At 42.6% G+C, this 13135-nt stretch carries 15 protein-coding genes and 2 riboswitches; of the genes, 11 read left to right on the top strand and 4 right to left on the bottom strand.

Annotated elements, in window-relative coordinates; all coding sequences use genetic code 11:
• The first annotated feature begins 11 nt into the window (after positions 1–11).
• Together ABH008_RS10415 and ABH008_RS10410 are read left to right on the top strand one after the other, a co-directional pair.
• A complete protein-coding gene (locus ABH008_RS10415) occupies positions 12–467 on the top strand; it encodes a hypothetical protein (protein ID WP_347989793.1) in 456 nt (151 codons plus the stop codon).
• A gap of 395 nt (positions 468–862) precedes the next feature.
• The gene (locus ABH008_RS10410) at positions 863–1921 is read left to right on the top strand and encodes a hypothetical protein (RefSeq protein WP_347989792.1); all 1059 of its coding nucleotides are present in this window, start codon (positions 863–865) and stop codon (positions 1919–1921) included.
• A 362-nt stretch (positions 1922–2283) separates the two neighbouring features.
• On the opposite strand, the gene ABH008_RS10405 is transcribed toward ABH008_RS10410, so the two are convergent.
• Entirely contained in the window at positions 2284–2538 is a 255-nt protein-coding gene (locus ABH008_RS10405) for a hypothetical protein (protein ID WP_347989791.1), read from the bottom strand.
• A gap of 465 nt (positions 2539–3003) precedes the next feature.
• Between ABH008_RS10405 and ABH008_RS10400 the strand changes: the two genes are divergently transcribed.
• Both ABH008_RS10400 and ABH008_RS10395 read left to right on the top strand, forming a co-directional pair.
• Positions 3004–3189 carry a hypothetical protein gene (locus ABH008_RS10400; RefSeq protein WP_347989790.1) on the top strand — a complete coding sequence of 62 codons (186 nt, stop codon included), beginning with the start codon at positions 3004–3006 and terminating at the stop codon, positions 3187–3189.
• A complete protein-coding gene (locus ABH008_RS10395; RefSeq protein WP_347989789.1) occupies positions 3179–3487 on the top strand; it encodes a type II toxin-antitoxin system RelE/ParE family toxin in 309 nt (102 codons plus the stop codon). Before ABH008_RS10400 ends, ABH008_RS10395 begins: the two co-directional genes overlap by 11 nt.
• Positions 3488–3754: 267 nt before the next feature.
• Here the strand turns inward: ABH008_RS10395 and ABH008_RS10390 are convergent, their stop codons facing one another.
• Positions 3755–3919: a hypothetical protein gene (locus tag ABH008_RS10390; RefSeq protein ID WP_347989788.1), complete on the bottom strand. Its 165-nt coding sequence runs from the start codon at positions 3917–3919 to the stop codon at positions 3755–3757.
• Positions 3920–4211: 292 nt separating this feature from the next.
• On the opposite strand from ABH008_RS10390, the gene ABH008_RS10385 reads away from it, so the two are divergent.
• The 3 genes from ABH008_RS10385 (at position 4212) to ABH008_RS10375 (ending at position 6649) form a co-directional block, all read left to right on the top strand.
• Positions 4212–4697 carry a hypothetical protein gene (locus tag ABH008_RS10385; protein ID WP_347989787.1) on the top strand — a complete coding sequence of 162 codons (486 nt, stop codon included), beginning with the start codon at positions 4212–4214 and terminating at the stop codon, positions 4695–4697.
• A gap of 118 nt (positions 4698–4815) precedes the next feature.
• Positions 4816–4895, top strand: a riboswitch (cyclic di-GMP riboswitch).
• 58 nt (positions 4896–4953) lie between these two features.
• Positions 4954–5529 carry a hypothetical protein gene (locus ABH008_RS10380; protein WP_347989786.1) on the top strand — a complete coding sequence of 192 codons (576 nt, stop codon included), beginning with the start codon at positions 4954–4956 and terminating at the stop codon, positions 5527–5529.
• Between the two features lie 157 nt (positions 5530–5686).
• Positions 5687–6649 (top strand): hypothetical protein, encoded by a 963-nt coding sequence (locus tag ABH008_RS10375; RefSeq protein ID WP_347989785.1) that lies wholly within the window; start codon positions 5687–5689, stop codon positions 6647–6649.
• Between the two features lie 275 nt (positions 6650–6924).
• Here the strand turns inward: ABH008_RS10375 and ABH008_RS10370 are convergent, their stop codons facing one another.
• Together ABH008_RS10370 and ABH008_RS10365 are read right to left on the bottom strand one after the other, a co-directional pair.
• The gene (locus tag ABH008_RS10370) at positions 6925–7518 is read right to left on the bottom strand and encodes a hypothetical protein (RefSeq protein ID WP_347989784.1); all 594 of its coding nucleotides are present in this window, start codon (positions 7516–7518) and stop codon (positions 6925–6927) included.
• Positions 7519–8071: 553 nt separating this feature from the next.
• A complete protein-coding gene (locus tag ABH008_RS10365; protein WP_347989783.1) occupies positions 8072–9925 on the bottom strand; it encodes a TonB-dependent receptor in 1854 nt (617 codons plus the stop codon).
• Between the two features lie 115 nt (positions 9926–10040).
• Positions 10041–10265: riboswitch (cobalamin riboswitch) on the bottom strand.
• Positions 10266–10553: 288 nt separating this feature from the next.
• Here ABH008_RS10365 and ABH008_RS10360 point away from each other — a divergent pair.
• From ABH008_RS10360 to ABH008_RS10345, 4 genes are all read left to right on the top strand, one after another.
• On the top strand, positions 10554–10763 hold the full coding sequence (locus ABH008_RS10360) for a hypothetical protein (protein ID WP_347989782.1): 210 nt from the start codon (positions 10554–10556) through the stop codon (positions 10761–10763).
• A 568-nt stretch (positions 10764–11331) separates the two neighbouring features.
• Positions 11332–11937 carry a TIGR02281 family clan AA aspartic protease gene (locus ABH008_RS10355; RefSeq protein WP_347989781.1) on the top strand — a complete coding sequence of 202 codons (606 nt, stop codon included), beginning with the start codon at positions 11332–11334 and terminating at the stop codon, positions 11935–11937.
• Positions 11930–12622, top strand: coding sequence for a hypothetical protein (locus tag ABH008_RS10350; protein ID WP_347989780.1), 693 nt, complete (start codon positions 11930–11932; stop codon positions 12620–12622). Before ABH008_RS10355 ends, ABH008_RS10350 begins: the two co-directional genes overlap by 8 nt.
• A 244-nt stretch (positions 12623–12866) precedes the next feature.
• Complete coding sequence (locus ABH008_RS10345; RefSeq protein WP_347989779.1) at positions 12867–13016, top strand: hypothetical protein; 150 nt, start codon at positions 12867–12869, stop codon at positions 13014–13016.
• The last annotated feature ends 119 nt before the right edge of the window (positions 13017–13135 follow it).

Genomic DNA, 13135 nt, shown 5'->3' with positions numbered 1-13135 from the left:
GAGACATATCTGTGAGTTTATGGATTGCGCGCGGTAAAAACTTTGCTATGTATATGGGTATCAGTTTGGCGGTGCCTTTGTTATTGCTGTTAATCGCCACACAAGCACCACCTGCCCTTGCCAAACCGGGTATCGAATTTGCCATATTACCGATGGAGCTGTTTAATTTTGATACTCAGACCTTGAATCAACTTACCGTGTTTGTGTTCGGCAGTTTGCTGCCTAATTATGCGCCGATACAAATTGTTATTTTGTTTATATTTTGGTTTTGTGTGTCGTTGGGGATGGCTTTATTGTTTAAAGTGAGTCCGGGTATATCGTTTTCTAAAAAGATTAGTTTGGTTTTGGGGTTGATAGTTTTAGCGAATGCAGGTGTGTATTGGCGTGATCAAAAACAGATTGATAGTTGTTTAGAGCAAGGTGGCCGCTGGCATTGGGGGTTTGGGGTTATTTGTGTTATTGAGTGATTGAGTGATGGTTTTGGGGGGTTATTGATTTGGTGATGTATTTAGAACGTTTTGGCTTGAGTCGGTAACGACTTGCAGCCAGCGTAATAAGAATGTTGCCTTCAGAATCTTACGATTACGCTAACATTAATCGTACCTACGCACTCTAATTCTAGCTAGCCCTAAGCGCGTTCCATATTTTTGTAATAAAAATTTAACATTAAATTGTTTTGAATTGTAATTTTGGCATGATTTAATATCCACTGAGAAAAAAAGTTAATACTGTCGAAAGGGAGTAACTGAAAATCGCCGGGGTTGTATCTCACGGATAGCCTGATTAAAGCTCATTTAAAATAATGAACTACTTTCCAGTGACTCAAACTAAATTTTCTATAAATCGTAAATGGGTTTCTTTTATGGAATTAAGAATTAAAAAACATCTCGGTACAATTATCATGTTTGGTGGCTCAATTTTTTTTTCGATGCCAAATTATGCTGATAGCTACTCCTTTACAACTTTGACAGATACAAATACTGTGCCTGGTTCAAACTATCCAGTATATGCTGACCATATTAATAACAGCGGGGTCGTCGTGGGTATACTAGCTGGAAATTTATATGGTCAAGGTTTTATTTATAACGGTAGTAATTTTAGCAGTGCGCAGGGTGGTAATAATTTAGGAATCAACAATAACGGACAGTTAACTGGGAGCAATCTGTTTTGCTACGGTTATTGTGTAGCTGGCACTAATATCTCCGGTTTTATTTCCAACGGTAGTTCTATCACCTCTTTCAAAGAACCAAATGCGTACATGGGACCAACCTATTCCCTAGGCATCAACGATAACGGTGTGGTTGCGGGATATTTTGTCGTTAACCATCCAAATGACATATATAATCCTGGCCAAGCTAATGTAGGAAATAATGGCTATATATATGATGGAAAAACTTATACCACCATTGATGTACCCAACTCATCGGAAACCATCGCCACTGACATTAACAACAATGGAGAAGTCGTGGGGTATTTTGGCAACGCGACAGGTATACATGGTTTTGAATACAACCTTGTGACTATCAATTTAGGTTTTATGGGGTTGCCACTATTTATGCAGTTGCCATCTTATACAACAATAAACGATCCCAACGCAACTTCCGGCACTTGGATTACCGGTATAAATAATAATGGAGAAATATCGGGGTATTACAATGACGCTACTGGTGCACATGGCTTTATTTATAACGGCAGTACATACACCACAATTGACGACCCACTAGCTGTGGCAGGCACGACCAAAATTACCAGCATAAACGATAGCAGACAAATTGTTGGACAATTTACTGATTCGTTGGGCATTACCCAAAGTTTCATTGCCTCACCTACTGCTGTACCTCTCCCCTCATCCTTATGGTTATTCGCTTCCGCTCCTTTAGGTTTTTTAGGCTTTAATAGCCGCAAAACTATTCAAAAATAATCCGAAACGGAGTAATTAAGGCCATAACGTAATCATCAATGCAATGCGATAAGGATTGAGTAATACGAAATTTTCTAGCTTATCACATTGACAGCTTTTGTATCATTATGGGTGTTTGATAGTTTTTGCAGTGTTTTGGCTTCGAGATCCCGGATTCCATTGCATTTCATCCAGGCTACATTTATTCAATTAATAACGCGGTAAAGGCCTTAAGACACAATCATCCGCTGAAAATCGTGGAAACGGAGCGCAAGCGAAGTGAAGATTTTTAGTCCCCGATAGGCGTAGCGCCGGGCGGGTTATCGCAGCGAAGCGAAGAAAACCTGCAAGGCATCGCGAAACGCCGTCAAGCCATTTGGAGCCTAGCTCTTAAGCCGTTTAGGCGCAAGAGCAGGCGACGAGGGCGAATCGGGGCCGCCGGAGGCATTAAATGGTCGCGTAGTTTTTGCCGCTTGTTGGGGCTGGGATGCCCCTAAACAAGCTTTCGCAAAAATAGCGACTCTCTTGAATGCAGTTGCTTCATAGGGTGCCAATAGCGAAGCGTATTGCACCTGTTGCATGGTAAAACTTGTGGTAATACACGGATTAACTTGTTTATTCAAAGTCGTATGGTGCATGCAGCAAAGCTCAGCTTTAGGATGTGGTGAGCGAAAGCAAACCGCATTTTATTAACAAGCAACATCTTTATTTGATTTTGTTATTCTTTTGTCCAGTCTTCAAAATGAAGTTCATTATTGAATTTCTTTAATAAAGGGAATAATGTATCAACGCGGTAAGCCTCAATTGCCTAGGCAACAGCCTCATAGAGCGCATTAGATTCAACAAGATCAGGAGCAATCATCAAAGCCGTAGCCTTGGCGAAATCCGTGGTGGGCACAAAAGGCTGTTGCTATGGCGGGTTATGATGCGCGAGAAATAAAAAACGGAATCAACACGTATCTAACACGCCCTACGACCCTAGCATTAATAGATTCGTAACTTGTGTTAAACTATTTTTTAAGGGGTAATGTTGAAACTGATCCCGGATAGCTAAAACACAAAACTAGGCGATTGGTAGACAAAGTATCTTAGGGGTAAACATCATGCAAACAGCAAAACAATCGGCAAAACAACTAATTGAACAGATTCCCGATCAGGCGAGTTGGGATGATATTATGTATGAGTTTTATGTCAAGCAAAAGCTAGAGAAAGGCTTACAGGCTGCTCAAGAGGGCCGTACCGTTTCCCATGAAGAAGCTAAAAAACAGCTTATGGCTAATGCGGATTGAATGGACTGAACCTGCCTTGGATGATTTAGTAGGGATTCAAGCCTATATCGCTAAAGATTCACCCTATTATGCCCGGCAATTTGTGGAAAGATTATTTGAAGTGACCGAACACTTGTATGCTTACCCTGAAATGGGACGTAAAGTACCGGAAGCCGAAGATCGGGAGGATATTCGGGAACTTATTTTTCATGGTTACCGGATTATGTATTGGCAGCAACCTGACCGGATTGCAATTTTGACCGTGATACATGGCAGTAGAGATTTAGCTGGCATGGATAATAAACCGTGGCTTGCCTGAACTTAATCAACGCGATAAGGCTTAATCATCAAAGCAATTACCTCATAGGGGTCAATAGCGAAGCGTATTGCACCTGTTGCATGGCAAAATTTGTGGTAGTACACAGATTAACTTGTTTATTCAAAGTCATAAGGCGCATTCATCAAAGCAGCAGCCTAATAGGCAAAAGCTGTATTGCGCCCTATCCCGCTTATCGCGTTTCCAGCCTGCTTAGCCTGCTCCAGTCGTACCTTTTTGACCTAGGGCAAGACGAAAACCCATAAATTCTTACACGTAATTCGGGGCTAAGCTGGCGCGAAAAGCTGATCGGCAGCTTCCACCTGGACCGATAAAGCTGCCTGGCGCTATCCAGCGTAAATACTGGCTGACGCCTTGTATCTGCAATAACAGATACGGGCCGTATACGTTATTTTCGCCCAATTTTGTCGCCAAAGGCGCAGCTAGTTGTGATGGTAAGTGGTAGGTGTTTGTGTATAGTATACCGAGACAAGATATTTAGCTGAGGAAACTTGTTAATCTGGAATTAATTTAAATATTGAATAGTAAACTCCAAACTTAAACGACAAAACCAGTACTTTCGTACGGGTACTAATGTAGTATTGACCCATTTCCAGGGCTTTACTATGATTTAATCGAAATTCAATATCCAGAATTGAAGAAATTTTTACTATTTATGGCATGACTTTTTTCTCAATGTCTTAAAATCATCTAGAGGGATATTAAAATGAAAATAATAATTACGCTTTTTATCGTATTTCTGTCGGGCTGTGCTACGTTTACACGTCCAGCTAGCTATGACAGCTTGGGGAATAATGGCACTTATTGGATGAGTTATGATTCTTCACGCCGTGGTGCTTTTATAGACTTAAGAGACGGAAAAATACGTTCCTGTGCAGAACAAGCGCCCGATGTTGCGTTATCTTTCGCTAATACGGTTAAAGCAAATGCGACTTCCAATGGTGTAACTGGCGGTATAGACACGTCTTTTGCAGCAACCGCATTAGCACTTGCTGGCCGTGATGACCTGGTATTATTGGAACGCGAAGCTCTATTTAGAATTTGTGAAGCTAATTTAAATGGATCTGTGGCTAATAGCGATGTTGGTCCACTTATGGAAGCCTTATTCAAGCATGTAGAAGTAATGTCTATCAATAAAAAAGAACAGGCAAATGCAACACTTAAAACACTTCAAACCTTGCAAGTTAAATAATGCAAAAGTTGTTAGGGTTGTATGATGTGGTGAGCGAAAGCAATACGCGATTACAGAGGATAAAGAAAATATGTTAGATAGATTTGAATTTCCTTATTTTTTATGTTAAAAATTCTCCAAGAGTAAAGGCCAACTCTATCGAATGATGGAAGCGGAAAGTCTTAGGGTTCCTAATGCAAGGATTGCTGGATTGCCTCTTTGAAATAAAGATATTCACTAAATACATATTTTTCAAATACTCAAAGAGGGTTTGTTCATGGATTTTCGATTTACAAAAACACTAATCTTAGCGATAGGTTTAGCTCTTGCAAATAGCGCAAACGCCAATCTGATAGATGTTTCGTATACAACGAGTGGCTCTGCCGGTAATTGGACGTACGATTTCACAGTGGCGAACAATGTAGGCGACCCGAATAACATTTACTTCTTCGGCGTATATATACCTAACGGCACCTACTCAAACGCACCAGGACCTTTCACCACAGAATACTCGGGTTGGACGAACTGGGGGCTGGGGGGATCCAATATACTCTATAGCAATACATGGACGGACCAATCCTTGGGAGGAATAGTCAGTGGTGCGAAGTTGAGCGGATTTGATGTCGGATCTACAACAACATCAGCGTTGGCGTCGGTACAATGGTTCGCTTTCACTTATAACTCTAATGAAATAACATACACCGCTGGCGGCAATTTCAACGGTTTTACCTTTAATCCAGGGTTTGAAGGGGTTGCCAATGTAACCTCATCAGTTCCAGAAGCCGAAGAATGGGTAATGTTGTTATTAGGCTTGCCATTATTAAGCAGGGTTGTGCGTCGTAAACCATGTTAACTCTGCACCAAGGTAACCAGAATATTCTAAATCTGGCTACTCTGATGAATTTTTGATTATGCAAGGACATAAGTCGTAATTGCCAACGCGATAAGTTCATTTAACACATTAGCTGTAAAGTCGCTACTCAAACCTACTCACTTTTGCCAGGTACTTAATGGAAACAACCACTGTCGAGCAACAACAAACCCCTTCAGCTAGTCATCTCTGGTTGCGTCATTTGTTATGGATATTTTTATCGCTGATTTTTGCTGTTTTAATCCTGCTTTATAAGTTATCTTCAACGCCGCTGAGTACTGCCCCAACCAATGAACTTTTTTACCTAGTGTTTTACAATTTGTTCGGGGCTATCATCGGCCAATATTTATTTACCAAATTATCCGGCCGCAAAACGCTAAATTGGCGAGTTTTTTATATGCTCTTGTTTTTAACTAGCGGGGTATTAGGTGATCGTATTGTCTATGATCAAAAACAAATTTTCGGTTTTAAACAGTCAGTACAAGAAATTCAGAATAGTAGCACCAGTATTCAAGGCAGTAATCGAGCTAATGGGGTGTTAGGCGAAATTGAAGCTGTGTTGAAAAAAAGTCATAATCAAACGCTGCAATTGAGCAAGGAAATGGACAACGATTTTACGGCTGCCGGCAGTGAACGGCTATTGGATGCCAATCGGTTAAAAGGGGATAAGAATTTTAGGGAAAGCAAAGAGATGATACAAAAATTTAACCAGATTATCGATCAATATCACGCCAAACAAACTGCCCTGCTGAATAGCATCCGCCAACAGCTTACGCAGCTAAGCCTAGACGAACAGGCCAGCAAAGAATTGCTGGAACAATTTGATAAAGGTGCGATTGATTATCACGAATTTATCGATAAAGACGCGCAAATTTCCAGGCTAACGGTCACCGAAATGAGCAACACCATTGATTTTTTGGCTAATAAAAAACACATCTGGAGCGTTGAGAACGGCCAATTCATGTTTACCAGCAATAGCTCATTAACTGGATTTAATGCGCATATTGCAAAAATCCAGCAATTAGCTCAACAACTCATTGATTTACGCACAGCATACGCTGAACGGAGAAAACAGGTAGTGAGCCGTTTAATTGACAACTAGTTGCTAATGGTATTACTTTATATGCCTGTAAACAAACAACTATTTTAGTAGCCTAGTGAATCAGCGACAGACACTATTAAAAACAAGAGTAATCAAATTTTATTAGCCCCACTCTAGATTTTTAAAGGTTTGCAGCTTCGATTGTTGGGTTGCAAAAAACTGCAACCCAACGAAACTTTGATGCTTTATAACGTTTTGACGTGAGTCGGTAATAATTTGCGGGATATCAGATGCGTTAATGGCCGACACCCGTATTGCGTTTCACTCCATACGGGCTAGGTTGACTGGTGTTGTTTTCGGGTTAATGCGGCAAAACCTAACAATCCAGAAACAAACATGACTAGGGTTGAGGGTAGCGGAACTGTGAATGTGCCTACCGACCAGGTACCTGGAGCGACGCTGACAAAGGTGGTGCTTTGGTAGGGAATGGCGGTATCGTAGCTACTTTCGGTATCACCAGTGGTAGACGCCAAATAAGTAACCACCGCAGCATGGTAGACGTTGTAGTTTGCGGGCCGGGTCACTCGTGTGTATGGTGAGGTGGCTTCAATACTCCATGCCGACACTTGAGCATTAGTAATGGTAATATCGAAAACCGAAATGGTTGGTGTTCTGGTTACGCCACTGCCATCTATGAATGACGCTGTAAAAAAGTTTTCCTTAAAGCCTGCTGGTTGTGCGGCAACCGAGGCAAAATGGTAAGTGCCATCTGCTAAGGCGTTGTCGACCGTAAAACTGCCTGCAAACGATACATTTCCGGTAAATCTTGGATCTGCGTTATCGGTGTCAGTATAGGTAACATAAGCGTTTGCCTGATTGGCAGCGAAAATGGCAAGGGTAAAAAATACTGTTTTGAGGGTATTGTTCATGGTCTTAGTTTAATTGAATGATATTTGACGCCGTTTTAGCTTAAAGTAGCCACCCATTCAGCTAAAAAACCTAAATCACTAGGGGTGGTTTAGAGTTGTTTATACTGTTTGGGGTGATTAAAACGTTTAAAATCACTTAGAACCCGCAATTACCATACCAAAATTATAGGATATTATTAATACCTATATAAATCAAAACATTGATAATTTATACTATTTCCAGAACAGGCATTTTCTTTATTTTGTCTAGCATAAGCCTGCAAACTTGGTAGACAAATAGGCGTGAGTATACGTTTTTTGCAGTCCAGATAAGTTTTAACGGTTATGTAGTTTACATAGCGTTTGCTGATGTGTAGGGTGCGATATTGGGAGTGATACAGTCGATTTCGTTTACTCTATCTTGCGCACGGGCTTTTCTTGTTAAATAGAGTATGTAGGCTTTTTGCATGCTTACTGCTTCGATTGTTGGGTTGCAAAAAAGCAACCCAACCTACGCGCTATCAAAAAGACCAACACTTCTTTGCGTTTCTATGCATAGGGGTGTTAGTTGTTATTAAAAGTTGTAATGGACGGTAACGAAGAAGTTGCGGCCAAAGTTGGCGTAGCCTTGTCTGTTAACCGTATCAAAATTGGTTTGGTATTGTTTATCCAGCAAATTGTTTAGCTTGGCGCTGACAGACCAGGATTTATCGAACTGGTAGCCGCTGCGTAAATCAATGGTCAGATAGCCGCCTAGCCTGTCGTTGTTGGCGGTGTCTGCAAATCTGCCCGCCTGGGCGATGAGCTTTGCGCCGTAATCCCAGTTTCCATAGGCACTGGATAGGTCGTAGGAAAAGGTTTCCTGCGTGCGGTTGGCTAACAATAAATGTGATTTAGCATTTTTGGGGGACAGTAAAGTGCCGTTTAATTTGTGTTGCCATCCCATTAATTTCCAGCCCAATTCTGCTTCAAGACCTTCTATGACGGCTTTATCAATATTGGAGGGTAACCATACCCCGCTACTGTTGGGAGCCCAGTTGATCAGATTATCAACATTGGTGTGATAGGCTCTTAACTCCCAGTTGAGTACATCGATACTGCCAGCAGCGCCTACCTCTACCGTACGGGAGTTTTCGGGTTTTAAGTTGGGGTTATTTTGGCCGGGATAATACAAATCGTTAAAGGTGGGTGCTTTAAAGGCGTTACCAAAACTGGCAAAGGTGTTGATGGCTTTATGCCAATTTGAGCGCCAGCCAATATTACCGGTAACAACATCACCAAATGACTGATTATTATCCCAGCGGATGGAGCTATTGAGAAAATGGTTTTCAAATACTTTATTATGCAATTCGCCAAACAGGCCATAATCGTAGCGGGAGTTTTTGGTAAATACCGAATCACTTTGTAATTGATCCAGACGGTAATCCACGCCCAAGGTTGCGTTATGGTTTTTATTGAAACTTAATTGATTTAACCAACTGACATTCCATCTTGAGGTATTGAACATACTTGAAAATTGGGTATTGCTAAAATTGGTTTGATCATCCTGCGTCTGGCCGAATTTTAAACTGGTGCGCCATTGCTCATAAATATCCCACGAACCATTGATACCCACCACTTGCGAGACGAATTCGCGTTTATTGGGGCCGCCAGAATAGCCGACATCAAATAAATTGGTGCCTTCTGCACGCATGAAAAACGATTCTATGTCACCTTTATTAAAGTGTTGCCCCAGTCGGGCATTGACGGCGGTATTGCGATAACCGTAGCCGTTGGGATTGGCACCAAAAGGTGGCGTGACATAGGCCTTAAAACCATCGCTTTGCAGATTTGAGGCACCGACAGAATAGGTGGTATTGTCAATTTTACCGCTGACGGTACCCGATTCGTTATGTGTGTTGTAAGAACCGCCGCCGGCGTTTATGGAGACGTGGTGAGTGTCGTCGGTTTTTCCTTTGCGAGTAAAAATTTGGATAACACCGCCTATCGCTTCCGAGCCGTACAGACTGGATTGCGGGCCTCTGATAATTTCTACGCGCTCAATCTGATCTATGGGCAGTAACTCAAATGCGGTGGTGCCTAATGACACCGAACCCGCGCGAATGCCGTCGATCAACACTAACATTTGATTGGAGTTTGTGCCACGCATAAAAATACTGGTGGGCTGACCGTAACCACCACTTTGCACTACATCCAGGCCAGTGGAACCTTTCAGTAGTTCTGGCAAGGTTCTTACCTGTAGAGTGTCAATATCTTCACGGGTAAAAACGGTCATGGCCGTGGCTAATTCGTTCTTTTTGGTATCACTGCGTGTTGCTGTTACCAATACATCAGACAGGGGTGCCTCTTGCTGGGTTTCTTCAGCGTGACTTGTAACGGGCATGACTAGCCCGGCCAACATTATAGAAGGGAAAATAAGTTTGTTCATTGTTTCCTCTGTGCCCGCCGCACATATGGGTAAATTAATGACGACGGAGGAAAATGAAACGAGAATGACAAAATACAACTATTGAATTTCGCTATTCCATCCACAGCCCTCCGCTGTCTCGAATATGCGATGTGGCCAGTCTCCGGGCTTATAAGCGGATTATCCTAGACTGCAGCCTTCCCATGCGATTTGCACAGTGGCATTGTTGCAGCCCTTAACTTATTGACCGTTGCGGGGGGCAGCGTTGGCTTTGTTACATAAGCAATTATGCAGCGCACCAACTTCCTGTTTCAGCTAAGCTTTGAATAAAAGCTTAGTCACCATAAAGCCAGTTAATGTTAACAAAATAAAAGCTGAGTAACAAGTTTAGCTATTTGCAAGCAACCTACATGGAATCTAGTTTTAGGCAGTTTTGCCTGGGTATTTATCCGTTTAAGCGCGGTTTATGGCTGCGTTTTCTAACATTTTCAACAGGGTTTGCAGCGCTGCAAGCATTTGATTTAAAATAGACTAAAAGCTTGTTTGTGCAAAACCATGCGCTGATACCCTCTTGCATCGACAAACGCTGGACGTATAGTTTAGCTAGGCTATTGTCCGGGCTTTATGGTGTTGCCGCCCGTTAACTCTTATGATGACTCTCTATACATTACACGCGAAAATCGGGCCAAATAAATGGATACGGCTGAGTGAATTATCTAAATCGTTGTCTGAATTGGATAAAGAATACACGCTACGTGAGGATGCAGATAAAGCCAAAGGTTATGCCAAGAATTATCTGAAAGCACACGAACCTGCCAACAAGGTGCCTTTACGCATTCAGAGCCGGATAATTGATTAACGGGTTTTCGGTAGCTGCCGGATAAAAAACTTTTGCCGCGATTAATGCTGGGGTTGATTTTGAGGTTTATGCGGGTGGGTTTAAGCTTTATGATGCGGTTCAAGCCTCACCACATCCTACGCAAGGCCATAAGGTTAAAGGCAAGATGTATAGCTTATCTACCAAGGCATTGGATGTGGTGAGCGGCAGCGAACCGCATCAGTTTACAGTCAATACAGCTACCCTCTTTATCATCATTCAATTATAGTCTTTGCCGTGATTTTGCGGGTGACATATATGATTAAGGCTATGATGCGGTTGGTGCCTCAACACATTTTGGCAGGTGCCTTGCGAGTCTGGATTTGAAGGTTTTTTTAACAGCGGCCTTAAAAAATCTTTTGCCTCGATTAATAACTTATCGCAAACAACACTTACACGTGTATTATTTAGTATAAAGGGCAAGTTTTACAGCCTGTGCAGACGCTGGGTGGTGTATCAGTCGTGACTGATGCGCTACGCTTCGTACCGTCCATTGATTTAAACAAACTATACACTTAAAGTAATTGCCATTCTGGCCTGTCCCTTATTAATGATTAAACAAAAAAATCAAATAAACGCGGTCTTTTCCCTATTAAAATATATTAGTTTGCTGTTTATCTGTGCAGTAGGCTATGCCGTTGAAATGACACCTGGCGCGGAAGCGGGGCAAATGGTGTTACATGCTGATGGCAATGGGCATTTTCGCGGTACCTTGTTGATTAACAAGGTTTCTATGCCGTATGTGATTGACACCGGCGCTACTATAACTACCATCCCGATGAACCTGGCGGCGCAAGCGGGTTTATCGTTAGGTCATCAGATCGAAATTGCCACCGCTGGCGGACGATCCTTTGCCAAAACCACCACGCTGAAAAGCATGCAAATCGGCGCTTATGAAATTAAGAATATTGATGCGCATGTCAGCCAGTATTTAAAGGAAGTGCTGGTGGGTATGAATACCCTAAAGCATTTTAAAATTACGCAAACAGCCGATACCTTGACGCTCAGCCTTAATCAGAGCAATGAATCCGGCGTTTCCATACCGAGCGATTTGACGACGCCTGAGAGCATAGACGATACCCCATCTAGACCTATTAAGAGCAAGGTGGTCTGTGATACTGAAAAACATTGTGTGACCCGTTTTGATAATGAATAAATTAGGGCGCTTTATCTGCCAACTATTTGCATTCATTGTGCTTTATGCTTTAATCATAGTGTCTAACGAGGTACATGCAGCGCTCAACAGCCATGCTCTGCTTAACGAACCACTAGCGGTTGCCAGCCCCAAACCGCTGCCAGCACTGGAACAAGCGCTTAACAAAGCCCGCTTGGCACAGAATGCGGCCTTATTAGCCAGCCGCCAGGCTTTAAAAGCGGCAGATGCCGCGCGTAATGCACTGGCTCAGGCTTTAAATGGCGATAGCAAGTATAACGTGATTACCGATAGCGAGGGTTATCGCTATGCGGGCGGCTGGCTGGCTAAACGACCGAATAATAAGGGTTATCATGGCTTTGGGATCTTATCGTGGCCTAATGGTAATCGTTACGAAGGTGGTTTTTTACTGGGTCGTAAAAATGGTTATGGGGTGTTTAATGGCGGCAATGGTGACCATTATCAGGGAGTGTTTATTGATGGCGAAATTGGCGGTTACGGTCAATATCTGTTTCCAGAGGGTAACCGCTATGAGGGTGAGTTCCGCCATGGATACCGACACGGTTATGGGGTGATGGTGTATGCCAATGGCGAGCGCTATGAAGGCGAATGGCGCGACAATGAGAAAAGAGGTTACGGGGTTTTATTTGCACCGGATGGTAAACAATTGCAAGCGGGTATTTGGTAGGCTGTGTAGTTTGTGATTGTGGCTGGCCGTTAAGGCTTTATGCAGCAGTAAACCGCATCAGTTTTACAGCTACCCTCTTTATCTTCATCCAAATCAGTTTTACAGCTACCCTCTTTATCTTCATCCAATTGTAGTATTTGCCGCGATTTTGCGGGTGACGCATGCAATTAAGGCTTTATGATGCGGTTCGTGCCTCACCACATCCTACGCAAGGCCATTTTGCCCGCGTGAGGTTACACCCAAGATGTATAGCCTATCAACCAAGGTATTGGATGGGGTGAGCGGCGGCGAACTGCATCAGTTTACAAGCCAATACAGCTACCCTCTTTATCTTCATCCAATTGTAGTATTTGCCGTGATTTTGCGGGTGACGCATGCAATTAAGGCTTTATGATGCGGTTCGTGCCTCTCCACATATATGGACTTCCCCCCTATTGCAAGACAAATTTTACCAAAATGAATGATTTCAAAAGTAATCAAGATTGCCGCCATATATTCGGTTTCAATTAGAGG

The sequence above is a fragment of the Methylomonas sp. AM2-LC genome, assembly GCF_039904985.1.
Lineage (GTDB): Bacteria > Pseudomonadota > Gammaproteobacteria > Methylococcales > Methylomonadaceae > Methylomonas.
The sequence above is the reverse complement of the archived record's forward strand: the minus strand, read 5'-3'. Positions and strand labels throughout refer to the sequence as shown.

Coding starts and splice junctions, on each gene's coding strand:
- ABH008_RS10410 (WP_347989792.1), top strand. CDS start 863: ATGGAATTAAGAATTAAAAAACATCTCGGTACAATTATCATGTTTGGT.
- ABH008_RS10405 (WP_347989791.1), bottom strand. CDS start 2,538: ATGCACCATACGACTTTGAATAAACAAGTTAATCCGTGTATTACCACA.
- ABH008_RS10400 (WP_347989790.1), top strand. CDS start 3,004: ATGCAAACAGCAAAACAATCGGCAAAACAACTAATTGAACAGATTCCC.
- ABH008_RS10395 (WP_347989789.1), top strand. CDS start 3,179: ATGCGGATTGAATGGACTGAACCTGCCTTGGATGATTTAGTAGGGATT.
- ABH008_RS10385 (WP_347989787.1), top strand. CDS start 4,212: ATGAAAATAATAATTACGCTTTTTATCGTATTTCTGTCGGGCTGTGCT.
- ABH008_RS10380 (WP_347989786.1), top strand. CDS start 4,954: ATGGATTTTCGATTTACAAAAACACTAATCTTAGCGATAGGTTTAGCT.
- ABH008_RS10375 (WP_347989785.1), top strand. CDS start 5,687: ATGGAAACAACCACTGTCGAGCAACAACAAACCCCTTCAGCTAGTCAT.
- ABH008_RS10370 (WP_347989784.1), bottom strand. CDS start 7,518: ATGAACAATACCCTCAAAACAGTATTTTTTACCCTTGCCATTTTCGCT.
- ABH008_RS10365 (WP_347989783.1), bottom strand. CDS start 9,925: ATGAACAAACTTATTTTCCCTTCTATAATGTTGGCCGGGCTAGTCATG.
- ABH008_RS10360 (WP_347989782.1), top strand. CDS start 10,554: ATGATGACTCTCTATACATTACACGCGAAAATCGGGCCAAATAAATGG.
- ABH008_RS10355 (WP_347989781.1), top strand. CDS start 11,332: ATGATTAAACAAAAAAATCAAATAAACGCGGTCTTTTCCCTATTAAAA.
- ABH008_RS10350 (WP_347989780.1), top strand. CDS start 11,930: ATGAATAAATTAGGGCGCTTTATCTGCCAACTATTTGCATTCATTGTG.
- ABH008_RS10345 (WP_347989779.1), top strand. CDS start 12,867: ATGTATAGCCTATCAACCAAGGTATTGGATGGGGTGAGCGGCGGCGAA.